The organism is Microbacterium bovistercoris (assembly GCF_003387575.1).
GTDB lineage: Bacteria > Actinomycetota > Actinomycetes > Actinomycetales > Microbacteriaceae > Microbacterium > Microbacterium bovistercoris.
The window spans coordinates 1-25,059 of record NZ_QUAB01000024.1 but is presented as its reverse complement, the minus strand read 5'-3'; the positions used below and the strand labels follow the sequence as shown (position 1 = coordinate 25,059).

Here is a 25,059-nt window from a genome sequence, read left to right as displayed (position 1 = left end):
CGAGGCCTCAGTTCGCCGGACCCCGCTGCTCCTCCAGCGGGTTCGACGCGAGCTTGTCGATGAGGCCGCCGTCGATCAGGCGGCGGGCGTGGCTGTGCGGCTTGCGGTCGGACTGCTCACCGACGCTCGTGCCGAACTCCGTGGCGAGTGAGAGCCGGGGGTGGGCGGCGAGCACCTCTAGGCGGAAGTCGAGCGGGATCTCGGCGTCGCGGCGGCCGGAGATGTCGAGACCGGTGGCCGTCTCCAGCAGATAGCCCTCCAGGTCGAACGCGGGATCGACCTGCGGCCAGTTGTGCCGCACGATGACCTCGTTGATGCGCCGTCTGCGCTGCGCCGGCCACCCGGCGCCGGCGGTCATCGCCTCACCGATGTACCCACCGGCCTCCTCGTACCCGAGCGTGTGATTGTCGAACGCCGGCGCGAGCGCGATGTCGTGCAGCAGTGCGGCGGTGTAGAGGAGTTCATGATCGACCCCGGTGCGGCCCTCGACGGCTGCGAACGCCTCGGCCCACAGCCAGGATCGCAGCACGTGGTTGCGCAGCGAGGGCGAATGGTGCTCGTTCACGAGCTCGCGGGCAGCGCGGGCTGCGGGAGTGTCGGGGACGGCGAAGTCGGAGATGCGCATGGGGTGAGCGTAGCGAACCCGGGCGGCCTCGACCGTGCGGAAAGAGCCAAGGTTCGTCGGAAAGATGTCGTTCTCCGACGCGCAGACCGCCGCGGCCGCCGTTCGGATGCCATACGCAGCCCTAGACTCATCGCGATGAGCGAGACGAGAGGCGACGGTCTGCGTGCCGTCGGCGTGCGCGATGTCGCTGCGCTCGCCGGAGTGTCGCGGCAGACCGTGTCGCGGGTGCTGAACGAGCATCCGGATGTCGCGCCGGACACCCGTGACCGCGTCGTCGCCGCGATGGACGAGCTCGGCTACCGGATGAACAACGCGGCCCGTGCTCTGGGCACCCGCCGTACCCGCACGATCGGCGTGCTGGCCTCGGACGCGCTGCAGTACGGACCTTCGCGCAGCATCGCCGCGATCGAGGCCTCCGCGCGCGAAGCCGGGTACTGGGTGTCGACCGCCTACGCCGACTCCGGCGACGCCGCTTCGGTGCGCGCCGCGATCGAGCACCTGCGCGCGCAGTCGGTGGACGGTCTCGTCGTCTTCGCCCCGCACGCCCGCACACTCGAGGTGCTGAAGGGCCTCGACACCGGCACCCCGACCGTCGCGCTGCACACCTCCGACCGCTCCGCGCTGTCCGTCGATCAGATCGCCGGCGCCCGCCTCGCGGTCGCCGCGCTGGCGGATGCCGGGCACGGCCGCATCGCGCACCTGGCCGGGCCCGCGGACTGGCTCGAGGCCGAGGCCCGGGCATCCGGCTACGACGCGGAACTCGGCGCGCGCGGACTGGACTTCCGGATGACGGTGCGCGGCGACTGGACCGCGCGTTCCGGGTACGAGGCGGCGCAGGCCGTGCAGGACTCCGGTGCGACCGCGGTCTTCGCGGGCAACGATCAGATGGCTCTCGGACTGATCACCGGGCTGCGCGAACGGGGTCTCGACGTGCCGGTCGACATCAGTGTCGTCGGTTTCGACGACACCCCGGATGCCGCGTACTTCTGGCCTCCGCTGACGACGGTGCGGCAGGACTTCGACGAGCTCGCCCGACGCGCTGTCGCGACCCTGGTGGGGGGCGCGGATGCCGCGACGGCGGCTCCCGCAGCATCCGCTCCGGTCCCGCCTGTGCTGATCTCGCGCGCTTCGGTCTCCCCGCCGCGCTGACGTGCGGCTTTCCCTCGGTTCCGGTCTCACTCGATGCGGGTTGAACGCCCGTCGCACCCGCGACGGTTGAGACCGGAGCAGTCCGGGGTGGCCCCTCCCCGGGCTCCGGTCTCACTCGTTGCGGGTTGTGCGCCCGTCGCACCCGCAACTGTTGAGACCGGAGCAGCCCGGGGCATGCGATTGACGGGGCGGAGGCGAGATGTCACAATCAGCTGTGACCGGTCACAGTCGCCCAGGAGGACCAACGATGACCACTTACTCCGCAGAGATCGAGCAGGCGATCGCCGAGGTTCGCGCCGACGTGGCCCGCCTGCACGGCGAACTCGTGCGCTACGGCCTGGTGGTCTGGACCGGCGGCAACGTCTCGGGCCGCGTACCTGGTGCCGACCTCTTCGTGATCAAGCCCTCCGGTGTCAGCTACGACGACCTCGCCCCCGAGAACATGATCCTCTGCGACCTCGACGGCAACGTCGTGCCGGGCAGCGCGGGCAGTGACCGTTCGCCGTCCAGCGACACCGCGGCGCACGCCTACGTGTACCGGAACATGCCCGAGGTCGGCGGCGTCGTGCACACCCACTCCACCTTCGCGGTGGCCTGGGCTGCGCGGGGCGAGGAGATCCCCTGCGTGATCACGGCGATGGCCGACGAGTTCGGCGGACCGATCCCGATCGGCCCGTTCGCGATCATCGGCGACGACTCGATCGGCCGAGGGATCGTCCAGACTCTGCGTGGGCACCGCAGTCGTGCGGTGCTCATGCAGAACCACGGACCGTTCACGATCGGCGTGAACGCGAAGGACGCCGTCAAGGCGGCCGTCATGGTTGAGGACGTCGCCCGCACCGTGCATCACGCCCGCGAGGCCGGTCCGCTCATCCCCATCCCCCAGGAGAGCATCGACAGGCTCTACGACCGGTACCAGAACGTGTACGGCCAGAACGCGGACGCACGGCGATGACCGCCCCTTCGACAGGCTCAGGGACCCAGGGCTCAGCGACCCACCGCTCAGGGGCCGACGCGATCCGCTCCGGCCGCACCGCCCTCGGCATCGAACTCGGCTCGACCCGTATCAAGGCCTGCCTGATCGACGCGGACAGTCACGAGGTGCTCGCCACCGGATTCCATGACTGGGAGAACCGGTTCGAGGATCGGCTGTGGACCTACTCCATGGACGCCGTCTGGGCCGGCCTGCAGGAGGCGTACTCCGGCCTGGTCTCGGATGTCTACGACCGGTACGGCATCCGTCCGACGTCCTTCGGAGCGATCGGCGTCTCCGCGATGATGCACGGCTACCTCGCCTTCGACGAGTCCGATGCGCTGCTCGTGCCGTTCCGCACGTGGCGCAACACGAACACCGGACCCGCCGCCGAGGAGCTCACCGAGCTCCTCGGCGTGAACATCCCGCTGCGCTGGTCGGTCGCGCACCTGCGTCAGGCGCAGCTCGAGGCCGAGCCGCACGCCGCATCCGTGCACTTCCTCACCACCCTCGCCGGCTACGTGCACTGGCGGCTCACCGGTCGGCGCGTGCTGGGCATCGGCGACGCCTCGGGCATGTTCCCGATCGACTCCGCCGCCCGAGACTACGACCGGACGCTGCTCGAACGCTTCGACGCGCACACCGGTGGCGACCTGCGCGCGCTGCTGCCCGAGGTGCTCGTCGCCGGACAGGATGCCGGAACGCTGACTCCCGAGGGGGCCGCGCTGCTCGACCCGAGCGGCGCACTGCAGCCCGGCATCCCGCTCTGCCCGCCGGAGGGCGATGCCGGGACCGGCATGGTCGCGACCAACGCGGTCGCGCCCCGCACCGGCAATGTCTCCGCGGGCACCAGCATCTTCGCGATGGTCGTGCTGGAGCGCCCGCTGACGGCGGTGCACCACGAGCTCGACCTCGTCACCACCCCCGCCGGCGACGCCGTCGCGATGGTGCACTGCAACAACGGCGCCAGCGAGCTGGCGGCCTGGGCCGGCACGTTCGGACGTTTCGCCGCAGCATCCGGCACCCCGCTCTCGAGCGACGCCGTCTTCGAGACGCTGTTCGCCGAGGCGCTGGAGGGAGAGGCGGATGCCGGCGGTCTGATCGCCTACAACCACCTCGCCGGCGAGCCGATCGCCGGACTCGACGAGGGGCGTCCGCTGTTCGTGCGCACCCCGGACAGCCGTTTCACGCTCGCCAACGTCATGCGCGCGCAGCTGTACGGCGTGTTCGGAACCCTCGCCCTCGGCATGCGCGTGCTCGCCGACGAGGGCGTCGCGCTCGACCGGATGTATGCCCACGGCGGAATGTTCCGCACGGCCGGTGTCGCCCAGCGCTTCCTCGCCGGGGCGCTGAACGCCCCGGTCGCCGTCGGCGACACCGCGGCCGAGGGCGGGGCGTGGGGCATCGCGGTGCTCGCCGCCCACCTCGGCGCGCCGGAGCCGCTCGCCGACTACCTCGACGACCACGTGTTCGCCGATGCCGACGTCCGCGTCGCCGAACCAGATCCGGCGGACGTCGCCGGCTACTCCGCCTACCTCGACCGCTACCGCGCCGGACTCGCCATCGAGGCCGCCGCCGTCACAGCACTCTGACCGAATTCCCCGCTCCGGTCGCTCACTTGACCAGTCCGACGCCTGTCCCACTGGCCAACGGAGCGACCCGAACCCGACGAAGGACTCCGACATGACCCGCACTCCGCTCACCACCTCGCTCGACGGCTACGAGGTCTGGTTCCTCACCGGCAGCCAGCACCTCTACGGACCCGAGACGCTCGCGCAGGTCGCCGAGCAGTCCCAGGCCATCGCCGGGGCACTCGACGCGGCATCCGACGTGCCGGTGCGCATCGTCTGGAAGCCGGTGCTCACCGACTCCACCGCCATCAAGCGCATCGCCCTCGAGGCCAACGCCGACGACCGTGTCATCGGCCTGGTCGCCTGGATGCACACCTTCAGCCCCGCCAAGATGTGGATCGCCGGACTCGACGCGCTGCGCAAGCCGCTCGCGCACCTGCACACGCAGGCGAACGTGGAGCTGCCCTGGGCGGACATCGACTTCGACTTCATGAACCTCAACCAGGCCGCACACGGCGACCGCGAGTTCGGCTACATCCAGACCCGGCTCGGCGTGCCGCGCAAGACGATCGTCGGCCACCACAGCGACCCGCGGGTGCGCGCCGACCTGGCGAGCTGGCAGCGCGCTGCCGCCGGACTGGCAGCCGCGCGCGATCTGAAGCTCGCCCGCTTCGGCGACAACATGCGCTTCGTCGCCGTCACCGAGGGAGACAAGACCGAGGCCGAGCTGCGGCTCGGCGTGCAGGTCAACACCTGGGGCGTGAACGAGCTGGCGGACGCCGTGCACGCGGCGTCGTCGGCCGACGTCGACGCCCTCGTCGCCGAGTACGAGGAGCTTTACGACGTGGCCCCCGAGCTGCGCCGCGGCGGCGACCGCCACGAGTCGCTGCGCTACGGCGCCGCGATCGAGCTCGGGCTGCGGTCGTTCCTGGAGGAGGGCGGCTTCGGCGCATTCACCACCTCGTTCGAGGACCTCGGCGCGCTGCGCCAGCTGCCGGGCCTGGCCGTGCAGCGCCTGATGGCGGAGGGGTACGGCTTCGGCGCCGAAGGCGACTGGAAGACCGCCATCCTGGTGCGCGTCGCCAACGTCATGGGCGCGGGCCTCCCCGGCGGGGCGAGCCTGATGGAGGACTACACCTACGACCTCACGCCCGGAGACGAGCTGATCCTCGGCGCGCACATGCTCGAGGTGTCGCCGTCGCTGACCTCGGCGAAGCCGACCCTCGAGGTGCATCCGCTCGGCATCGGCGGCAAGGAGGACCCGGTGCGTCTGGTCTTCACCGCCGACCCCGGCCCCGCCGTCGTCGTCGCGATGAGCGACCTGCGCGACCGCTTCCGCCTCACGGCGAACGTGGTCGAGAACGTCGAGCCGCGGGCAGCCCTGCCGAAGCTGCCGGTGGGACGCGCGGTCTGGAAGCCGGCCCCCGACTTCCGTACCAGCGCCGCCGCCTGGCTGACCGCCGGCGCCGCGCACCACACGGTGATGTCGAACGCGGTCGGCATCGACGTGTTCCGCGACTTCGCCGAGATGGCCGAGCTCGAGCTTCTCGTCATCGACGAGGACACCACGCTGCCCGGCTTCCAGCAGCAGGTGCGCTCGAACCAGGCCTACTACCGTCTCGCGCAGGGGTTGTGAGCGTGCCCCGGTCCGGGAAGCAGTATCGCATCGCGGCATCCGGCTACGTCGCCGAGATCGCGAGTGTCGGCGCCTCGCTGCGCACGCTCACCTTCGACGGGCGCGATCTGGTCGTGCCGTTCGACGCCGACGAGGTGCGGCCGGCGTACCGCGGCGCGACCCTCGCACCGTGGCCGAACCGCATCGTCGACGGCGCCTATTCGTTCGCGGGCGCCACGCACCAGCTCCCCTTGACCGAGCCCGAGCGACACCAGGCCCTGCACGGCCTGGTGGTCTGGTCGGACTTCACCGAGCGAGTCGTCGAAGACGACCGGGTCGTGCTCGCCACGACGATCGTGCCGCAGGCCGGCTACCCGTTCGCCGTCGAGGTCGAGGTGGAGTACCGTGTCGACGAGCACGGACTCACGCAGCGGGTGACCGGGCGCAACGTCGGATCGGATGCTGCGCCCTGGGGTGCCGGTCCGCATCCGTATCTGGTCGCAGGCCCTTCGATCCCCACACCGCCCTCCAACCGTCGCTTCGCGCCGGCCGGAGCCTCCGCGGAGCGGGGCCCCCGCTCAGGGACCCAGAAGGTCGACGACTGGACTCTGCTGCTGCCGGCCGCCGAGGTGCTCACCGTCACCGACGACCGGCTCAGCCCGATCGCCCTCGAGCCCGTCGATGCGCACCCGCAGTGGGACTTCCGCGTCGCCCGCCCCATCGGCGACACGTTCATCGACCACGCCTTCACCGCTCTCGAGGGAGCGGACGGGCACGTCTCGGTCGAGCTGCACGCCTCCGAGGGTGGCGTGGCCATCACGTGGGACGAGGGATGCCCGTGGGTGCAGGTGCACACCGCAGACACCCCGGCGGTGCCGGCGACGCACCGCCTCGGACTGGCCGTCGAGCCGATGACCTGCCCGCCGGACGCGTTCAACTCGGGCACCGATCTCGTGGTGCTGCAGCCCGGCGCCGAGCACGCCGTGTCATGGCGGATCCACGCATTGTGACCGGAACGCGCCGGCAGGGCCCGCCGATGGGCTGGAACAGCTGGGACTGCTACGGCACCACCGTCACCGAGGCGGAGGTGCTCGCGAACGCCGAGTTCCTCGCCGAGCACCTGCTGCCGTTCGGCTGGGACACCGTGGTCATCGACATCGCCTGGTCGGACCCGACCGCCCGCGCGCACGGCTACAACGCGGACGCCCCGCTGCACCTGGACGACTGGGGCCGGCTGATGCCCGACCCCGTCCGGTTCCCGAGCGCCGCCGGGGGAGCGGGCTTCGGCCCGCTCACGGAGCGCATCCACGCGATGGGCCTGCGCTTCGGCATCCACACCATGCGCGGCATCCCGCGGCGCGCAGTCGCGAAGAACCTGCCGATCCTCGGCACGGATGCCACGGCTGCGGATGTCGCCGACGACACGAACGTGTGCGAGTGGAACCCCGACATGCTGGGCCTCGACCACCGGCATCCCGCCGCGCAGGCCTACTACGACTCAACCCTCGCGCTGTATGCGCGATGGGGTGTCGACTTCATCAAGGCGGACGACATGCTCTGGCCGTTCCAGAGCGCCGACATCGAGGCCTACGCGGCCGCGATCCGGGCATCCGGGCGCGACATCGAGCTCAGCCTGTCGCCCGGTCGCGACCTGTCGCTGGAGCGGCTGCCCGCGCTGCGCGAGAACGCGACGATGTGGCGCATCTGCGACGATCTCTGGGATCGCTGGGACGACGTCGAGGCGAACTTCGCCCGGTTCGCGCGCTGGGCGCCGTTCGCCGGCGAGGCCGGCTGGCCGGACGGCGACATGCTGCCGCTCGGGCGCATCGGCATCCGCGCCGAGCGCGGTGAACCGCGCGACGATCTGCTCACGCCGGACGAGCGCATCGCGCTGCTCACCCTGTGGGTCATCGCGCGCTCGCCGCTGATGATCGGCGGCGACCTGCCCACCAGCGATCCGGCGACCGTCGCGCTGTTCCGGAACGCCGAGGTGCTCTCGGTGCTGCGGTCGACGGGCAGTCGCGAGGTCTTCCGCGAGGGGCCGCTGGTGCTGTGGACGGCCGACGGCGCCGACGGCGACCGGTTCGCGGCGGCGTTCAACCTGGGCGAGGTCCCACTGGACGCGGTGCTGGACGCGGGGAACATCGGCTTCACAGCATCCGGAGCCGTCGTCGAACTGTGGTCGGGGCGGGAGGTCGCCCTCGAACCGGTTCAGGTGCAGAGCGATGCGGCGCGCGGTGTCGCGCCGGGCAGCGCCGCGCTGCGCGTGCCGCTCGCGCCGCACGGCGCCGCCCTGCTGCGCCAGCGCCTGTAGCCCGCCACTCCGGTCGCAGTTCGTCACGGTTTGCCGCGGACCGAGCGTGCTGAACTGCGACCTGAGCGGGCGAGGAGATGAACCTCAGAGCATCTCCAACGGCACCGGATGCCGCGGGGCCGGGAAGATCCGGTCGATCTCGGCGAGCACATCGGCAGGCAGCGCGACGCCGAGCGCCGCCGCGTTCTCCTGCGCGTGCGCCACGGAGCCGGCCTTCGGGATCGCCAGCACATCGCCCGAGCGCACCACCCACGCGAGCACGAGCTGCGCGGTCGTGAGATCGACGGATGCCGCCAGGTCGGCGAGCGCGGGATGGTCGAGCAGTCGAGCCTGCTCGAGCGGCGAGTACGCCATCGCCGGGATGCCGAGGCCGCGCAGCAACGGGAGCAGATCCACCTCGGGGCCGCGGCGGATCGGGTTGTAGAGCACCTGATCGGTCGCCGCGCCCGCAGGCAGCTCGGCCAGGTCGTCCGGATCGAGATTGCTCACGCCCCACGACAGGATGTCGCCGTCGGCGACCAGCCGCTCGAACGCGGAGACCGTCTCGTCGAAGGGCACGCCGCCGCGCCAGTGCAGCAGGTAGAGGTCGAGACGGTCGGTGCCCAGGCGTGTGAGGCTGCCGTGTGCGGCGCGGCGCACGCCTGCAGCATCCGCGTTGTAGGGGAGCACCTTGCTGACGAGGAACACCTCGTCCCGCCGCCCCGCGATTGCCTCGCCGACGAGGTCCTCCGAGCGGCCGTCGCCGTACATCTCCGCCGTGTCGACGACGCGGAGTCCGGCATCCAGCCCTGCGCGGATCGCCGCGATCTCGCCGTCGCGTCGCGCCGGCTCGTCGCCCACGAACCACGTGCCGATGCCGATCTCGGGGACGACCGGCCCGTGCGGGAATCGAATGCTCATGCCCCCACGGTACGACGCGCCCGCCGCCCCGGCGCGGGTGAGAATGGAGTCATGAGCAGCGAAGCCGTCCTCGTCGATGTCGTCCGCACCCCGGTGGGACGCGGCAAGCCAGGGGGAGCGCTGTCGGAGGTGCATCCGGTCGACCTCGCGGCCGGGGTGCTCACGGCGATCCTGGAGCGCAATGGCCTCGAGTCCGCTCAGCTGGACGACGTGCTGCTCGGCTGCGTCAGCCAGGTCGGCGACCAGGCCATGAACATCGCGCGGCAGGCCGTGCTCGCCGCCGGATTCGACGAGACCATCCCCGCGACGACGATCGACCGGCAGTGCGGATCGAGTCAGCAGGCCGTGCACTTCGCCGCGCAGGGGATCGCCGCCGGCGCCTACGACGTCGTGCTCGTCGGCGGCGTCGAGTCGATGAGCCGGGTGCCGCTCGGCTCGTCCGCGGCAGGCGGTTCGCCGATGTCGCCGCGTCTGCGTGCCCGCTACCCGCAGGGCCTGGTGAACCAGGGCGTCAGCGCTGAGCTCATCGCGCAGGGCTGGAACCTCAGCCGCGCCGACCTCGACGCCTTCGCCGCCGAGTCGCACGCCCGTGCCGCTGCGGCCTGGCACGAGGGCTTCTTCGACGGGACCACCGTCCCGGTCGCCGAGGCACCGGAAGCCGTGACCGACGAAACCGTCCGAGAGGGCACCACCGTCGAGCGGCTGGCCGGCCTCCCGGCATCCTTCCGCACCGATGATCTCGCCGCCCGGTTCCCCGAGATCGACTGGAAGATCACGCCGGGCAACTCCTCGCCGCTCACCGACGGGGCATCCGCCGCGCTGCTCATGAGCGCGGAGAAGGCGGATGCGCTGGGGCTGCGCCCCCGGGCGCGGTTCCGCGCCTTCGACGTGATCGGCGACGACCCGCTGATGATGCTCACCGGGCCGATCCCCGCCACACGGCGCGTGCTCGAGAAGGCCGGCCTCGGCATCCACGACATCGATGCCTACGAGGTGAACGAGGCGTTCGCGTCGGTGCCGCTGGCCTGGGCGGCTGAGCTCGGTGCGGATCCTGCGCGGCTCAACCCGCGTGGTGGGGCGATCGCCCTCGGGCACGCGCTCGGCTCATCCGGAACCCGCCTGCTCGGCACGCTCGTCGACCACCTCGAGGCGACCGGCGGCCGCTACGGCCTGCAGACGATGTGCGAGGGCGGCGGCATGGCCAACGCCCTCATCCTCGAGCGGCTCTGACGGGCACCCTCAGCGCGCCCGGGTCACACCGCCCTTCGCCCGGTCCATGTACCAGTCGTAGAGATCGCGCTGCTCGCGCTCGAGCTGCAGGTAGAGGTCGCGTACCCGGGCGTCGGGTGAGAGCAGGAGGTATCGCTCGTCCTGCATGATCCCGCCTATCCCGGATTCCAGGGTGAGGTAGTGGTCCTGGTCGTCGATGCCGGTCACCGCGCGCAGTTCGGCGAGGTACGTCTCGAGGACGGCGACGTAGGCGCCGCCGGCCATCCGGGCATCCGCTCTGCGCCGGCCGCGCCGCAGGAACATCCTCATCTGCCGCGCGAGGCCGTCGGCGAAGGGCGCCGCGGGGGCGCGGTCCGCGGGGTCAACCGGCCCGAAGACGAGGTCGAACTGCCGGCAGAGCTGGTCGGGCGCGTCCGCGAACCGCGACAGTGCGACGTTCGGGCGGGCGCTGAGGACCACAGTGACCGCCTCGGCGTGCTCGGGGAACGACGCGAGCAGTTCCGCCCGGCGCACGGGATTCCCGTACGGCGCCGTCGCCCATCTCTGAAGCACTTCCGCCGCCGCCGGGAGGTCCTCGGCGGCGACGACCCGCAGATCGTGACCCTTGTACCAGTCGGCGAGGAGCTCCAGTCCGACGCGGCCGTCATGGACGAAATGCATGGCGAGGCTCACGGGCGCCGAAGCGGACGGGGAGGGCATGAGATGAGCGTAGTCGCGGCGGATGCCGGGCGCCGGCCTCCCAGAGATCCTGGGGGTTTCCGACAACCCGTTGCGTGCGCCGCCGCCCGGGCGCAGAATGACGCCGTGGCCCGTCACTGGGGGCGGGTCACGGCATCCGGGCGTCTCGGGGGAGAACTGCCCGGCTGAGCACGGCGGGGCGGGGGTGCCGCGCCGGGAATGGGGAGAGTTCCATGCGCACCGCTCGACTGCTCGCCGCGTCGGGAATCACCGCGGCCTTCGTCCTGATCGCCCCGACGTTCGCGTCGGCGGCATCCGATCCGCCCGCGCCGGAGGTCTGGTCGACGCAGCTCGCCGCGCCGTTCAGTCTCGAGATCGACGGACCGCGGGTGCTCGTCGCCGACGGCGGCACCGGGGTGCTCGGTCAGCTGCAGCCCGACGGTGCGATCGCTCCGATCGTCACCGGCGTCGACGGCCTGTCCGGCGTGGCCGTGCGCGGCAAGTGGCTGGCCTACACCTCGACGCACACACAGATGCCGGAGTTCATCAACACGGCCAGCGGGCTGAACATCCGCACGCCGAAGGGCGTGCGGATCTACGCGGACACGCATGCATGGGAGGTCGCGCACAATCCCGACGAGGTCAACACCTACGGCCCGCAGAGCGAGGATCCGTGTGTGCTGAGCGTGCTCGGACCGCGGTACGAGGGCCTGATCGACTCGCACGCGTACAGCGTGGCGAGCTGGGACGGCAAGTGGATCGTCGCAGACGCCGGGGCGAACGCGCTGTTCGAGATCGACGACTCCGGCCACATCAGCACTCTGGCTGTGCTGCCGCCGCAGTCCGCGAAGATCACCGAGGAGGCCGTGACCGAGCTCGGCATGCCGGAGTGCCTGATCGGCACGACCTACGACTTCGAACCGGTGCCGACCGACGTCGAGGTCGGATCGGACGGGATGCTGTACGTGACGACGCTCCCCGGCGGACCGGAGAGCGCCGCCCTCGGGGCGCGCGGGGCGCTCTGGCGTGTCGACCCGGCCACCGGAGACGCCGAGTGGCTCGCCGGCGGCTTCCTGGGCGCCACGAACCTCGCTCTCGGCAAGGACGGACAGATCTACGTCAGCGAGCTGTTCGGCGGCAAGATCACCGAGGTGACCGGCGCGCACACCACGCGCACGTATGCACAGCTGCCCGGGGTCGTCACCGTCGAGACTGCACCGAACGGCACGGTCTGGGCGGCGACGATGGGCAACGAGGAACCGCCCGCGCCGGGAACGATCGTGAGCATCTCGAACGGCAAGGTCACGGTGCAGGCGAACGTCAAGCACTGACCGCATCCGCCATCAGCAGAGCCCCCGCCGGAGATCTCCGACGGGGGCTTTGACCTTGCCCCGGGGGCAGGGTCGATCCTTGTGCGGTCGGCGAGATGCGCCGACGCGACGAGAGGGATGATGGAGCGCATGGAGCTCATGTCGATCGGTGACTTCGCACGTGCGACGGGTCTCACGCCCAAGGCGCTGCGGATCTACGACGACCTGCGGCTGCTGCCGCCGGCCGAGGTCGACGAACGCACGGGGTACCGGTTCTACGCCGCCGAGCAGCTGGAGCAGGCCCGGCTGATCGCCGCCCTGCGCCGCGTAGGGATGCCGCTCGATCGCATCCGCGTGGCACTGAGGCTGCCGGCGGCCGCGATCGCCGCGGAGCTGACGTCGTTCTGGCGGCAGACCGAGGCAGATGTGCGCTCCCGGCGAACCCAGGTGTCCGCCCTCGTCGCCGACCTTCGATCGAAGGAGAGCACCATGACCACGACACGAACGCCCCGCACGCGCGCGGCCCACGCCCTCGGCAGGGGAGCGCGGGAGGAGCAGCTCGACGCGGTCCACTTCGGCACGGATCTGTGGGCCGTCGCGGACGGCTTTCACGGAACACCGTCGGTCGCCGAGGAGTTCGTCCGGCATCTCGCATCCGAAGCGCAGCCCATCGGCGTCGAGCGCTGGGACGCGCTCGCCGCAGAATGCGCCGCGGGGCTCCCGGACGACGGGCGGGGAAGCACATTCACGGCGGTTGCGCTGAACGGCGACATCGCCACCATCGCGCACCTCGGCGACTCCCGGGCGTGGCTGATGCGCGACGGCGTGCTTCGGCAGCTCACAACCGACCACACCGAGGTCGCCGCGCTGCTGGAGGACGGGCGGCTGTCCGAGGAGGAGGCGCGGCTGCATCCGCGCCGTGCGGTGCTGAACCGCGCGCTCGCCGCGGGTCTGCCTACCGACCCCGACGTCGTCGGGGTCACGGTGCAGCGCGGAGATCGGCTGGTGCTCACGACCGACGGAGTGCATGCACTGTTCCCCGCCGAACGGCTCGGCGCCCTGCTCGCGGCGGATGACGCGGATGCGGCGGTCGCCGCGGTCTCGAACGCGGTGCGGGATGCCGGTGAGCCGGACAACCACGCGATCGTGGTCATCGACGTCGAGGGCTGATCGGCGCCACGTGGGGAAGAGGAGACCCCCGCCGACCCGATTCGGCGGGGGTCTCGCGGTCGAAACGGACCGCAGCGGGAGCCGAGCTCACCGCGACGCGAAATCGACGCCCTTCCGGTCTGAGTCGTTCGCGTCCTTCCGTTCTACGTGCCGCAGGTTACGGGCCGGTGAACGACGCGTTCTGAATCGCTCAACCTGCGGTTGTCTCAGAGGTAGTCGTCCGGATGCAGTTGGCGGACGCCGCGGCCGTAGAGCGTGAACTGCGCCCGCAGCGGGATGCCGAGGTCGGCGGCCTGCTCGGCCATCGCGCGGGCCCAGGCGCGATCCGGCTTTCGGATCGCCTCGCGGCCCGGGTGCTCCCAGACCAGCACGACCGCACTGTTCCCGGTGATCTCGAGCATCGCGCCGATCCGATGCATCAGCAGATGGGAGTGCGCGACCTCACCGAGGTCCTCGACCCGCACGGTCTCGAGCGGATCCTCGGGGTAGTCGGCCATCGGCATGACCGGATCGCCCAGGCATCCGCGTTCGTCGATGAAGAGCAGCCAGAACTGTCGCTGATTCGCGTGCTGCAGCAGCAGCTGGATCACATCGGACAGTTGGTCGTCGGTGTGCAGGACGCGGTCCCGCACGGATTCCTCGGAGTTCGTCATGCGGACAACCCTGGTCGCGTCACGACTCCCCGGCGGCCCGCGAATCCCGAGGATGTGGAGAACTTCCCCGCCGGATCGGGCTGTGGAGGACGAGATGCTAGGAACCCCTACTATCTGCTCGGAAACCCGAGTACAGTGGTCACTGTGCCAAAGAAGGCACAGAGGAGCGTCGCACAATGACTCGTACAATCCCGCATTTCGTGGGCGGATCTCACTTCGAGCCCCAAGAGGGCCGGTTCGCCGACGTGTTCGATCCCAGCACGGGGGAGGTGCAGGCACGCGTGCCGCTGGCCTCCGCCGCCGAGGTGCAGCAGGTCATCGCGAACGCCGCGGCCGCCCAGCCCGCCTGGGCCGCGACCAATGCGCAGAAGCGCGCCAGGGTGATGATGAGGTTCGTCGACCTGGTGCACGAGAACATGGACGAGCTCGCCCGCCTGCTCTCCAGCGAGCACGGCAAGACCTTCGACGACGCGAAGGGCGACATCATCCGCGGCCTCGAGGTGATCGAGTTCTGCATCGGCGCGCCGCACATGCTCAAGGGCGAGTACTCCACCGAGGCCGGCACCGGCATCGACGTCTATTCGATGCGCCAGCCCCTCGGCGTCGTCGCCGGCATCACGCCGTTCAACTTCCCTGCGATGATCCCGCTCTGGAAGGCGGGACCTGCGATCGCGAGCGGCAACGCCTTCGTGCTGAAGCCCTCCGAGCGCGACCCCTCCGTGCCGGTGCGCCTGGCAGAGCTGTTCATGGAGGCGGGGCTGCCCGCAGGCATCCTCAACGTCGTGCACGGCGACAAGGAGGCCGTCGACACCATCCTCACCGACCCCACGATCCAGGCCGTCGGCTTCGTCGGCTCCACTCCGATCGCGGAGTACATCTACGCCACCGCCGCCGCCAACGGCAAGCGCGCACAGTGCTTCGGTGGCGCGAAGAACCACCTCATCGTCATGCCGGACGCCGACCTCGACCAGGCGGCAGACGCGCTGATCGGCGCCGGCTACGGCTCGGCAGGCGAGCGCTGCATGGCGATCTCGGTCGCCGTGCCGGTCGGCGAGGAGACGGCCGACGCGCTGGTCGCCAAGCTGACCGAACGCCTCGCCGGCCTCAAGGTCGGCCCCGGGCTCGAGCCGGGGATGGACTACGGCCCGCTCGTGAGCGCCGCCGCGAAGGCACGCGTCGAGGGACTCATCCAGGAGGGCGTGGACGCCGGTGCGACGCTCGTCGCCGACGGGCGCGGACTCACCGTCCCCGGCCACGAGAACGGCTTCTACCTCGGCCCCACCCTTTTCGACCACGTCACCACCGACATGTCGATCTACCAGCAGGAGATCTTCGGGCCGGTGCTCTCGGTGGTCCGCGCCGCGGACTACGAAGAGGCGCTGGCCCTGGCATCCGACAACCCCTACGGGAACGGCGTGGGCATCTTCACGCGCGACGGCGACGCCGCGCGCGACTTCGCCGCTCGCGTGAACGTGGGCATGGTCGGCGTGAACATCCCGATCCCGGTGCCGATCGCCTACTTCACCTTCGGGGGCTGGAAGGCCTCGGGCTTCGGCGACCTCAACCAGCACGGCGCCGACGGCTTCCGGTTCTACACCAAGACCAAGACAGTGACCAGCCGCTGGCCGTCCGGCACCCTTCGACAGGCTCAGGGACCCAGTTCCGGTCCGAGCTTCGTGATCCCGACGGGAGACCACCGATGACCATGGTGACCACGACCGCAGAAGAGCGCGACGCCATCCTCGGCGCCGTCCGCGATTTCGCCGAGACCGAGCTGGCTCCGCACGCGATCGAGCGCGACGAGAAGCACCTGTTCCCGCGCGACACCCTGCACCGGGCCGGCGAGCTGGGCCTCGGCGGCATCTACGTGCGCGAGGAGTTCGGCGGCACCGAGCTGTCGCGCGTCGACACCGTCGCGATCTTCGAGGAACTCGCCAAGGGCGACCCGACCATCGCGTCGTACATCTCCATCCACAACATGGTGGCCTGGATGATCGACACCTACGGCACCGAGGCGCAGCGCGCCGAATGGCTGCCGCAGCTGACCGCGATGGAGACGTTCGGCTCGTACTGCCTCACCGAGCCCGGTGCAGGATCGGATGCGGCGGCGATCGCCACGAGCGCCGTCCGCGACGGCGGCGACTTCCTGCTCACCGGCGTCAAGCAGTTCATCTCCGGTGCCGGCGAGGCCGGCGTGTACGTCGTCATGGCGCGCACCGGCGCCGCAGGCGCCGGCGGCATCAGCGCGTTCCTCGTCCCGGCATCCGCCGAAGGCATCTCCTTCGGCGCACCGGAGAAGAAGATGGGATGGCACGCGCAGCCCACTCGCCAGGTGATCCTGGACGGCGTTCGCGTACCGGCATCCGCCATGCTGGGCGACGAGGGCCGCGGGTTCGCGATCGCGATGTCGGCGCTGAACGGCGGCCGGCTGAACATCGCCGCCTGCTCGCTCGGTGGCGCGCAGTGGGCGCTGGAGAAGGCCGTGCAGTACGTGCACGAACGCGAGGCGTTCGGTGAGCCGCTCGCCGAGAAGCAGTCGATCCTGTTCGCCGTCGCCGACATGCGCACCGACCTGCAGGCCGCACGGCTGATGGTGCGCGACGGCGCGCATGCCGTCGACGAGAAGGCCCCGGATGCCACGATGCGCTGCGCGATGGCCAAGCGCTTCGCGACGGATGCCGGATTCGACGTCGCCAACAGGGCCCTTCAGCTGCACGGCGGCTACGGGTACCTTCAGGACTACGGGATCGAGAAGGTCGTCCGTGATCTGCGGGTGCACCAGATCCTGGAAGGGACGAACGAGATCATGAGACTCATCGTCGGACGCGAGATGCTGCGCCCCGCCGGATCCACGTCGATGCGGAGCGGATCATGACCCGCATCGCGTTCCTCGGACTCGGGCACATGGGCCTGCCGATGGCCGTCAACCTGGTGAAGGCCGGTCACGACGTGATCGGCTACGACCCTGTCCCCGCAGCGGTCGATGCCGCATCGGCGGCGGGCGTGCCGATCGCCTCGTTCGGCATCGACGCGGTCGCCGGCGCAGAAGTCGTCATCACCATGTTCCCCGCCGGGAAGCACGTGATCGCCGCCTATGAGGACGGTCTGCTGGCCGCCGCCGACCCGGGCACCCTGTTCATCGAGTCGTCCACGATCGCCGTCGACGAGGCGCGCACCGCGCACGCGCTGGCGATCGAGGCCGGTCACCGCAACATCGACGCCCCGGTCTCGGGCGGTGTGGTCGGCGCCGAGAACGGCACCCTCGCCTTCATGGTGGGTGGCTCCGACGATGACTTCGCCGCAGCGCTGCCGCTGCTCGAGGTGATGGGCAAGCGCATCGTGCACTGCGGCGGCCCCGGTCTCGGACAGGCCGCGAAGGTGTGCAACAACATGATCCTCGCGGTGTCGCAGATCGCCGTCGCCGAGGCGTTCGTGCTGGGCGAGCGGCTGGGTCTCGAGCATCAGGCGCTGTTCGACGTGGTGTCGCAGGCATCCGGCCAGTGCTGGTCGATCACGACGAACTGCCCCGTCCCGGGGCCGGTGCCGACCAGCCCCGCGAACCGCGACTACCAGCCCGGCTTCGCCGGCGCGCTGATGGCGAAGGACCTCGGCCTCGCGCTTCAGGCGATCGAGCAGACCACGACGGATGCGCAGATGGGCAGGCTCGCGCAGCGCATCTACGCGGAGTTCGCCGCGGGCGAGGGCGGTCACCGCGACTTCTCGGGCATCATCACCGACATCCGCGACGCCTCCTGACGCCTGCGCACGCTACTCTGTTCGCGATCCGTTCATCGGCCATGTTGGGCGTCGGACGCCTACCGGGTTCGGCATGATCGGGGTCCCCGTCGACGGTGATCTGGTCGGCGTGGGTGATTGCTGGGGGCACCGCCGACCGAACGTGCCCGCCCGTCGACCGCCGCTGTCCCCCAAAGTGCCTACAGCGCCTCGGATACGAATTCGGGTCTACTTGGAGCAACCGCGAAGGTCGCGGTCAAGTTCCGGAGGGTCACAATGCACAGACCGAACCACCGTCGTTCCTGTTCGCGCAGGGACCACTCGCGCCCGCGCGTCACCCGAGCGCTCGCTTCACTCGCTTTTGCGACCACGAGTGTCGCATTCATCACGTCTCTCGTCCCCGGTGCCGCCTATGGCGACGAACCAGGGATACTCGATCCGCAAGCGGTCATCGGCAGCATCACTCCTGAGCTACTCACCCAAGGCACAGAGCAGAGCCGGGTAGAGGTTTCGGACGGTCCTGCCGCTCGCGGCGGCGACGCCGCTTCGGCCCCTGTTGTAGAGATCTCGGACCTTCAGTACCAGGACCAGTTCCTAGCGAACGGCGTCTCGTACACCGTCGATTATGCAACCTCTGTCGCGGAGCCAATGGGCCAGTTCGAGGTGCTCGAGACGACCTCAACTAATGTCGCCGCTTACATTCAACCCACGCCGAGCGGCGTCAGAACTCTTACCGCGATTGCATCGGCAGATGCTCCGGTCTCGTACAGCTACACGTTCGATGTCCCGGACGGTACAACGCTCGAGTTCTCGAATAACGTTTACCGTCTGAGGGGGCAAGACGGTTCCGTTTATGGCGCCCTCCAAGAACCGTGGGCCACCGATAGCGAAGGCAACTCGCTGGAGACCAGCTACTCATGGGAAGGGAGTACCCTCACGCAACATGTCGAGCTCGACGATGCTGAGGCGTTCCCGGTCCTGCTCGACCCCAACTGGGGTTACTCACAGCAGTGGAACCTCGGCTCGACCTCGAACTGGACCACGGTTGACATCCAGCAGAACTTCTACGACTGCCTCAACTGCTATTTCGCGCTGCCGGGTGCCCCGAAGGCATGGCCCAGCTACGGGAAGATCCTGCCCCTGTACATGTCCCTCGGAGCTTCGGGATACATCCCTTTCGAAGTGATGATGGCCGGGGACTTCTACGACGTCGCGCACTGGTGGGGTTGGCAGTTCTACGCAACCGAGAACCACATAGACGGTGAAGGCTCGATCATTTCATTCACTTACCAGTACGGGCAGTATGGGAACGACTACTCGTCAATCTGGCAGTCGGTCGACACCTTCATCGTGAATGACTTCCCCCTCCACCTGGGCGGGAACGCGGCTTACCAGGCCGGAGCCTGGTTTCAGTGGAATGACATGGCGAACAGAGTGAAGGCGGATCGACCCTGACATCACGAAACGGAAAGAACGACCAGCATGCGTAGCTTCGTGCCCCTAGGCGTCGTCTTCGGCTTCTTGGCCGGGGGTATCGGTGCGGGGATGGTCTTCCTCCTCGACTACGACACCCATCGGGACTACGCGGTTGTAGCGACGTTGATGGCCGCCGTCCACGGCGCAGTCGCGGGCTTCATCCTCGGAGCTCTCGTGGCGTTGGTTGCCGCTCGCGTGCTTCGCGGCAGTCGGGTCTCCGTCGGTCGGAGCGCGGTCGTCATCGCCGTAGGTGCACTCGCCGCGGTGACCGGATACCTGGTCGTCGCGACGGCTCCCCTCGCGCCAGTCCCGCGGCCGAGCGTGCCCACAACTGTGGTCATCCTCCTGTGCGGGGCTTTCGCGTCGGCGTTGCCCGTAAGACGACGAAGCCGCGCTAACACTAACTAAGGCAGCCCACCCCGCAGTCGAACGGGCGCTTCAGCACCGCGTCACAGGCGCGCGATGCCATCCCGAGCACCTGGGATACTGGAGTGACCGCGATGAAGCGGCGGAGGGAGCATCCATGACCGAGTACGAGACGATCCTCGTGGACCAGCGAGGACGGGTGGGCTGGATCACCCTCAACAGGCCGCAGGCGCTGAACGCTCTGAACAGCCGGGTGGCCGAGGAGGTCACGGCGGCCGCCGTCGCCTTCGACGCGGATGCCGGAATCGGCGCCATCGTCGTCACCGGATCCGAGAAGGCTTTCGCGGCCGGCGCCGACATCAAGGAGATGGAGGGAATGACCTCCGCCGACATGATCGGCACCGACCACTTCGGCGCGTGGCGCGACTTCGCCGCCGTGCGCACCCCGGTCATCGCCGCGGTCTCGGGCTACGCGCTGGGCGGAGGCTGCGAGCTCGCGATGATGTGCGACATCATCCTCGCCGGCGACAATGCGGTGTTCGGGCAGCCGGAGATCAACCTCGGCGTCATCCCGGGCATGGGCGGCACGCAGCGCCTGATCCGCGCGGTCGGCTACTACAAGGCCGCCGAACTCGTGCTCTCCGGCCGGCTCGTGAAGGCCGAGGAGGCCGAGCGCATCGGGCTGGTCTCGCGCGTCGTGCCCGCATCCGACCTGCTCGCCGAGACGACGAAGCTCGCCGACACGATCGCCTCGAAGTCACTGCCTTCGGTCTACGCGGCGAAGGCGACGCTGGATGCCGCGATGGAGACGCCGCTGACGGAGGGTCTCGAGGTGGAGCGTGCGCAGTTCGCCGCCCTGTTCGACACCGCGGATCAGAAGGAGGGCATGGCCGCCTTCCGCGAGAAGCGCGAGCCGGACTTCGTGCACCGATGAGCAGCACCGCAGAGACCGCACCGGATGACGCGGATCTGAAGCTCTCCGAGGAGGATCGGCGGGAGCTGGTGGCGTGGACGCTGGCGTGCGCCGAGCGGATGCTGCCGATGTTCCTCGCCGAGCATCCGTCCGACCAGCGCCCGCGGGCGGCGCTGGATGCCGCGTACGCGTTCCTGCGGGGCGAGATGGACATCGACGACGTGCGGAACTGGGCGTTCGCCTGCCACGCTGCGGCGCGGGAGGCGACGGATGCTGCGGCCGTGGCCGCCGCCCGGGTGTGCGGGCAGGCGGCGGGCGTCGCGCACATGGCGGCGCATGCACGGCAGGTGCCGCGGCATACGGCCAAGGCGTTCCCCGGCGACCGCGAGCGCCGCGATGAGGAGCTGGCGTGGCAGCGCGCGCAGATCCCGCCGCGTTTCGAGCACTACGTCTACGACGGCGACTGATCCGGTCAGCCGCGCAGCTCGTCGAGCGCCTTCTGCAGACGGCGCTCGCGGGTGGCCTCCTGCTTCGCCTCGGCGATGGAACGTGCCATCTCCTTACGGCGCGAGTACGACAGGGTCTCGAACTCGGCGCGGATGGCGGGGTCGGATGCCAGAGCATCGGCGAGCTCCTGAGGGATCTCGACCGTGCGCTCTGCGGTGTCGGGCGCGATGACGACATCGAATTCGTCGCCGAGCTCGACGGCCATCTCCTCACGCACGGCCTTGCTGAACCCGATGAGGTTCTGGCCGCCCATCCGCGAAAGGCGCAGCCGGGCGGTGCGATCCGCGATTGTCACGGTGACCGGGAACGCCTTGGCGCTGCTCAGGACCGCGACCTGCTCGTCATCGAGCACGATCGCACCGGCGGGCCCCATCGGCTGAAGCGTGGTGTGCAGTCTCAACTCGCTCATCCCGCCACCCTAGGCGCGCACCGATCCGTGCGAAAGGCCTCCCGGGATGAAAAACGTGCTCCTGCGCCGTTTCCCATGCCGGGAGGCGTTTCTCACGGGCGGAGGACGTGTCAGGCGTCGGGGCCGGAGAAGTGTGCGCTGATGCCGTCGTTGCGCTCGGTGATCACGCGGATCAGATGACGACGCATGATCAGGGCGTCGACGGTGCGGCCCAGGATCCAGAACGGGGAGCGGAAGACGATCTCGTCGCGCATGAGCGTTCCGCCCGGCGCAGGCGAGAACTCGTGCGTGTGCTGGAACTGCGCGAACGGGCCGCGCACCTGCCGGTCGCGGAACCGGTGCGGCCGATCGACGTCGTAGACGAGCGAGGTCATCCGGAACCGCACGCCGAAGTGCCGGGCGCTCCACGTGATGCGGTCGCCCTCGGTGAGCGTTCCCGAGGTCGGGCCGCCGGCGACGCGCTCGCCGTGGGACCTCTGCGAGTCGACATGCAGCCCGACGTCGAGCGACACGTCGAAGACCTCCCCCGGCGCTGCCGGCACGACCCGCTCCAGCACGAACGACGCCATCACGCCCCCGCGAGAAACGTCTGGAGGCGCGAGAAACGCCCGCGCACCGCGTTTCTCGCGCCGCGAGGCGTTTCTCGCGGGTGAGAGCGGGGAGGGCGGGGAGACGACGCCATCAGAGCGGGTCGGGCACCGGGCGGGGGTCGGCGAAGTCGCCGGCGTTCTTGCGCAGCCGGGCGACGATCGAGACCAGGTCGGAGGCGTCCTCCGAGGTCAGGCCCGGTCGGGAGAAGACCTCGTCGTTCAGCGCGTCCGTCGCGCGCGAGACGAGGTCGCGCCCGGCATCCGTCAGCGACAGCAGGGCCGCTCGGCCGTCGTGCGGATGCGGCTCGCGCAGCGCCAGACCGTCGCGCACCAATCGCTCCGCGGTGCTGGAAAGGCTGGTCGGGTGCACCTGCAGGCGCGCGACGATGCTCGACAGCGGCATCGATCCGGTGCGCGTGAAGGCGAGCAGGCGCAGCACCTCGTAGCGGGCGAAGGTGAGCCGGAACGGCTTGAGCGTGGCATCCACCCGCGCCAGCAGCAGCTGCTGGGCGCGCATGACGGACGTGACGACGGCCATGCCGTCGGCGGCCTCGGTCCAGCCGTGCGCGAGCCATTGCCTCCTCGCCTCGGCGAGGGGGTCGATCGGCAGGGGGCGGTTCGCCATGCATCTAAGTTACTGGGTGCCGCGTAGTTGGTACTCAATTTCATGGTTGATGGAATTCAATTTCAGCGCGCCTCCCGCTAGGATCGTGTCAGGCGTGAGGAGGCTCGATGAAGATCTACGTCCTGGTGAAGGAAGTGCCCGACACCTACGGCGACCGCAAGCTGGACCTCGAGACGGGGCTCGCAGATCGAGGCGGCGACATGGTGCTCGACGAGATCACCGAGCGCGCGCTCGAGGTGGCTCTCGCGTACGCCGACAAGAACGCCGGCACCGAGGTGGTCGCGCTGTCGATGTCTCCCGAGTCCGCCACGGCCTCCGTGCGCCGCGCTCTGGCGATCGGTGCGGCATCCGCGGTGCACGTCGTCGACGAGGACCTGCGCGGAGCCGACCTGACGCTCACCGCCGAGGCGCTCGCTGCGGCCATCCGTCGCGGTGAACCCGACCTGGTGATCACCGGCAACCTGTCCACCGACGGCTCGGGCGGCGTGATCCCCGCGATGCTCGCCGAGCACCTCGGCTACGCGCAGGCCACTGCGCTCAGCGCCGTCGAGATCAGCGAGGGCCAGGTCGCCGGCACGCGCGCCGCGGATGCCGGCAACCAGCAGGTCACCGCGCCGCTGCCGGCGGTCATCTCGATCACCGAGGCTCTGCCGGATGCCCGCTTCCCGAACTTCAAGGGCATCATGGCCGCGAAGAAGAAGCCCCTCGAGGTGCTCTCGCTCCACGACCTCGGCGTCTCCGCCGACCCGGCCGCGGCCCCTCGCGCGATCATGACCACGGTGTCCGAGAAGCCTCCGCGGGCGGCGGGCGTGAAGATCGTCGATGAGGGTGACGCCGGCACGCAGCTGGCGGAGTTCCTCGTGCAGAACAGGCTGGTGTGACCATGGCTTATCCCGCGAACCCGATCCTCGTCCTCGCCGACCTGGAGCCTTCCGGCGAACTCGCCGGCAGCACCGCCGGCCTCATCGGCGCCGCTGCGCAGATCGGGGCGCCCGTCGTGCTGGTCGTCGGCGGAACGCCGGCTGCGGCTGAGGCCTCCGCGACCATGGGCGCGCAGGCCGTGCTCACGGCCGAGGGCGACGCCGACTCGCTGACCGTGCCGATCGTCGATGCGCTGCAGGCCGCCTACGCGCAGGTGCAGCCCGACGCCGTGCTCATCTCGAACTCGATTGCCGGGCGCGACGTCGCCGGGCGCCTCGCGGTGCGCGAGAAGCTCGCCCTGTCGGTCGACGCCGTCGGTGTCTCCCGTGATGATGAGGGCGTCGTGGCGCACCACTCGGTGTTCGGAGGATCGTTCCTCACCCAGTCCGCTCCGACGTTCGGTGCTCCGGTGATCACCGTGCGCCTCGGTGCAGTCGATGCCCGTGCCGAGGCCGCTTCGGCAGCCACAGAGGCGCTCACCGTCACCGCATCCGGAGCTGTCGCAGCGACGGCCGGCCCGGTCGACGCCGTCGAGCAGACCTCGTCCCGCCCCGACCTGCGCGGTGCGGCCAAGGTCGTCTCCGGCGGGCGCGGACTCGGGTCGAAGGAGCAGTTCGTGCTCGTCGAGCAGCTCGCCGACGCGCTGGGCGCCGCGATCGGCGCGTCGCGCGCCGCGGTCGACGCCGGCTACATCCCCTACGCGCACCAGGTCGGCCAGACCGGCGTCTCGGTGTCTCCGCAGCTCTACGTGGCCCTCGGCATCTCCGGGGCGATCCAGCACCGTGCGGGCATGCAGACGGCGAAGACCATCGTCGCGATCAACAAGGACGGCGACGCACCCATCTTCGACATCGCCGACTTCGGCATCGTGGGCGATGTGTTCACGGTCGTCCCGCAGTTGATCGAGGCGCTCGAAGCGCGGAAGAAGTAGTCGCGATGGCGGAGAGGATGCTGCGCCGGGGACTGCCGCGGGTGAAGGGCGGCGAGCCCTGGCCTCCGGGTGTCACCGTCGAGGTCGCTGAGGCCCCCGTTGCGGCGGCCCCGATCGCGGAGACCGCAGTCGGCGCCTCGGTCGTCGCCGACCTCCCAACAGCTGAGCACGCGCCGCAGGACGCCGTGGCCTCTGCCGCCGCGGAGCTCTCGACCGCGGACGCCCGGGCCGCCGGAGCATCCGCTGCCGTGGCCGGTGGTGCGCTGCGTCGCGGCCTGCCCCGAGTCGCCGGCGGCGACCCGTGGCCTCCGGCTGCTGTTGCCGCCACAGTTCCGGCTCCCGTCGCCCCGGCGGCGGCCGCCGCAGCCGTCCCGGCCGCAGCCGTCCCCGCCGCGGCC

At 70.2% G+C, this 25,059-nt stretch carries 25 protein-coding genes and 1 pseudogene; 19 read left to right on the top strand and 7 right to left on the bottom strand.

Annotated features, from left to right (window positions below):
* Window positions 1–7 precede the first annotated feature (7 nt).
* Entirely contained in the window at window positions 8–625 is a 618-nt protein-coding gene (locus DY023_RS04650; protein WP_116241184.1) for an HD domain-containing protein, read from the bottom strand.
* 135 nt (window positions 626–760) lie between these two features.
* Here DY023_RS04650 and DY023_RS04645 point away from each other — a divergent pair, with 135 nt between their 5' ends.
* The 6 genes from DY023_RS04645 (at window position 761) to DY023_RS04620 (ending at window position 8,247) form a co-directional block, all read left to right on the top strand.
* Window positions 761–1,774 carry a LacI family DNA-binding transcriptional regulator gene (locus DY023_RS04645; protein WP_116241183.1) on the top strand — a complete coding sequence of 338 codons (1,014 nt, stop codon included), beginning with the start codon at window positions 761–763 and terminating at the stop codon, window positions 1,772–1,774.
* Window positions 1,775–2,021: 247 nt separating this feature from the next.
* A complete protein-coding gene (locus DY023_RS04640) occupies window positions 2,022–2,729 on the top strand; it encodes an L-ribulose-5-phosphate 4-epimerase (RefSeq protein ID WP_116241182.1) in 708 nt (235 codons plus the stop codon).
* Window positions 2,726–4,339, top strand: a complete 1,614-nt coding sequence (locus tag DY023_RS04635; protein WP_116241181.1) for a xylulokinase — start codon at window positions 2,726–2,728, stop codon at window positions 4,337–4,339. The genes DY023_RS04640 and DY023_RS04635 overlap by 4 nt, the downstream gene beginning before the upstream one ends.
* Window positions 4,340–4,430: 91 nt before the next feature.
* A complete protein-coding gene (gene araA, locus DY023_RS04630; protein WP_116241180.1) occupies window positions 4,431–5,954 on the top strand; it encodes an L-arabinose isomerase in 1,524 nt (507 codons plus the stop codon).
* Window positions 5,951–6,943 (top strand): aldose 1-epimerase family protein, encoded by a 993-nt coding sequence (locus DY023_RS04625; RefSeq protein ID WP_220347236.1) that lies wholly within the window; start codon window positions 5,951–5,953, stop codon window positions 6,941–6,943. Before araA ends, DY023_RS04625 begins: the two co-directional genes overlap by 4 nt.
* A gap of 26 nt (window positions 6,944–6,969) precedes the next feature.
* Entirely contained in the window at window positions 6,970–8,247 is a 1,278-nt protein-coding gene (locus DY023_RS04620; RefSeq protein ID WP_116241217.1) for a glycoside hydrolase family 27 protein, read from the top strand.
* A gap of 84 nt (window positions 8,248–8,331) precedes the next feature.
* Here DY023_RS04620 and DY023_RS04615 read toward each other — a convergent pair whose 3' ends face one another.
* Complete coding sequence (locus DY023_RS04615; RefSeq protein WP_116241179.1) at window positions 8,332–9,147, bottom strand: aldo/keto reductase; 816 nt, start codon at window positions 9,145–9,147, stop codon at window positions 8,332–8,334.
* A gap of 51 nt (window positions 9,148–9,198) precedes the next feature.
* Between DY023_RS04615 and DY023_RS04610 the strand changes: the two genes are divergently transcribed.
* A complete protein-coding gene (locus DY023_RS04610) occupies window positions 9,199–10,377 on the top strand; it encodes a thiolase family protein (RefSeq protein ID WP_116241178.1) in 1,179 nt (392 codons plus the stop codon).
* Between the two features lie 9 nt (window positions 10,378–10,386).
* On the opposite strand, the gene DY023_RS04605 is transcribed toward DY023_RS04610, so the two are convergent.
* The gene (locus DY023_RS04605) at window positions 10,387–11,076 is read right to left on the bottom strand and encodes a hypothetical protein (protein WP_116241177.1); all 690 of its coding nucleotides are present in this window, start codon (window positions 11,074–11,076) and stop codon (window positions 10,387–10,389) included.
* A gap of 212 nt (window positions 11,077–11,288) precedes the next feature.
* Here DY023_RS04605 and DY023_RS04600 point away from each other — a divergent pair, with 212 nt between their 5' ends.
* Together DY023_RS04600 and DY023_RS04595 are read left to right on the top strand one after the other, a co-directional pair.
* Window positions 11,289–12,386 (top strand): ScyD/ScyE family protein, encoded by a 1,098-nt coding sequence (locus DY023_RS04600; RefSeq protein ID WP_116241176.1) that lies wholly within the window; start codon window positions 11,289–11,291, stop codon window positions 12,384–12,386.
* 117 nt (window positions 12,387–12,503) lie between these two features.
* Window positions 12,504–13,535 carry a MerR family transcriptional regulator gene (locus tag DY023_RS04595; RefSeq protein ID WP_116241175.1) on the top strand — a complete coding sequence of 344 codons (1,032 nt, stop codon included), beginning with the start codon at window positions 12,504–12,506 and terminating at the stop codon, window positions 13,533–13,535.
* 206 nt (window positions 13,536–13,741) lie between these two features.
* Here the strand turns inward: DY023_RS04595 and DY023_RS04590 are convergent, their stop codons facing one another.
* Complete coding sequence (locus tag DY023_RS04590; RefSeq protein ID WP_116241174.1) at window positions 13,742–14,188, bottom strand: hypothetical protein; 447 nt, start codon at window positions 14,186–14,188, stop codon at window positions 13,742–13,744.
* A gap of 176 nt (window positions 14,189–14,364) precedes the next feature.
* Between DY023_RS04590 and DY023_RS04585 the strand changes: the two genes are divergently transcribed.
* The 7 genes from DY023_RS04585 to DY023_RS04555 all read left to right on the top strand — a co-directional run bounded on the left by DY023_RS04585 (window position 14,365) and on the right by DY023_RS04555 (window position 21,145).
* Complete coding sequence (locus tag DY023_RS04585) at window positions 14,365–15,891, top strand: CoA-acylating methylmalonate-semialdehyde dehydrogenase (protein ID WP_116241173.1); 1,527 nt, start codon at window positions 14,365–14,367, stop codon at window positions 15,889–15,891.
* A 2-nt stretch (window positions 15,892–15,893) separates the two neighbouring features.
* Window positions 15,894–17,063: an acyl-CoA dehydrogenase family protein gene (locus DY023_RS04580; protein ID WP_181905723.1), complete on the top strand. Its 1,170-nt coding sequence runs from the start codon at window positions 15,894–15,896 to the stop codon at window positions 17,061–17,063.
* On the top strand, window positions 17,060–17,944 hold the full coding sequence (gene mmsB / locus DY023_RS04575; protein WP_116241171.1) for a 3-hydroxyisobutyrate dehydrogenase: 885 nt from the start codon (window positions 17,060–17,062) through the stop codon (window positions 17,942–17,944). The genes DY023_RS04580 and mmsB overlap by 4 nt, the downstream gene beginning before the upstream one ends.
* A gap of 255 nt (window positions 17,945–18,199) precedes the next feature.
* A complete protein-coding gene (locus DY023_RS04570) occupies window positions 18,200–19,378 on the top strand; it encodes a hypothetical protein (RefSeq protein ID WP_116241170.1) in 1,179 nt (392 codons plus the stop codon).
* Between the two features lie 27 nt (window positions 19,379–19,405).
* Window positions 19,406–19,807 (top strand): hypothetical protein, encoded by a 402-nt coding sequence (locus tag DY023_RS04565; RefSeq protein WP_116241169.1) that lies wholly within the window; start codon window positions 19,406–19,408, stop codon window positions 19,805–19,807.
* A gap of 115 nt (window positions 19,808–19,922) precedes the next feature.
* Entirely contained in the window at window positions 19,923–20,699 is a 777-nt protein-coding gene (locus tag DY023_RS04560) for an enoyl-CoA hydratase-related protein (protein WP_116241168.1), read from the top strand.
* Window positions 20,696–21,145: a putative immunity protein gene (locus tag DY023_RS04555; RefSeq protein ID WP_116241167.1), complete on the top strand. Its 450-nt coding sequence runs from the start codon at window positions 20,696–20,698 to the stop codon at window positions 21,143–21,145. The genes DY023_RS04560 and DY023_RS04555 overlap by 4 nt, the downstream gene beginning before the upstream one ends.
* A gap of 5 nt (window positions 21,146–21,150) precedes the next feature.
* On the opposite strand, the gene DY023_RS04550 is transcribed toward DY023_RS04555, so the two are convergent.
* The 3 genes from DY023_RS04550 to DY023_RS04540 form a co-directional block, all read right to left on the bottom strand.
* The gene (locus DY023_RS04550; protein WP_116241166.1) at window positions 21,151–21,594 is read right to left on the bottom strand and encodes a YdeI/OmpD-associated family protein; all 444 of its coding nucleotides are present in this window, start codon (window positions 21,592–21,594) and stop codon (window positions 21,151–21,153) included.
* A gap of 110 nt (window positions 21,595–21,704) precedes the next feature.
* Complete coding sequence (locus tag DY023_RS04545; RefSeq protein WP_116241165.1) at window positions 21,705–22,163, bottom strand: SRPBCC family protein; 459 nt, start codon at window positions 22,161–22,163, stop codon at window positions 21,705–21,707.
* Between the two features lie 112 nt (window positions 22,164–22,275).
* Window positions 22,276–22,809, bottom strand: a complete 534-nt coding sequence (locus DY023_RS04540; RefSeq protein WP_116241164.1) for a MarR family winged helix-turn-helix transcriptional regulator — start codon at window positions 22,807–22,809, stop codon at window positions 22,276–22,278.
* Window positions 22,810–22,916: 107 nt separating this feature from the next.
* Between DY023_RS04540 and DY023_RS04535 the strand changes: the two genes are divergently transcribed.
* The 3 genes and pseudogenes from DY023_RS04535 to DY023_RS04525 all read left to right on the top strand — a co-directional run.
* Window positions 22,917–23,690 (top strand): electron transfer flavoprotein subunit beta/FixA family protein, encoded by a 774-nt coding sequence (locus tag DY023_RS04535; protein WP_116241163.1) that lies wholly within the window; start codon window positions 22,917–22,919, stop codon window positions 23,688–23,690.
* Between the two features lie 2 nt (window positions 23,691–23,692).
* Entirely contained in the window at window positions 23,693–24,661 is a 969-nt protein-coding gene (locus DY023_RS04530; RefSeq protein WP_116241162.1) for an electron transfer flavoprotein subunit alpha/FixB family protein, read from the top strand.
* A gap of 5 nt (window positions 24,662–24,666) precedes the next feature.
* Window positions 24,667–25,059, top strand: a pseudogene (locus tag DY023_RS04525) (cytochrome b/b6 domain-containing protein); the annotation flags it as partial.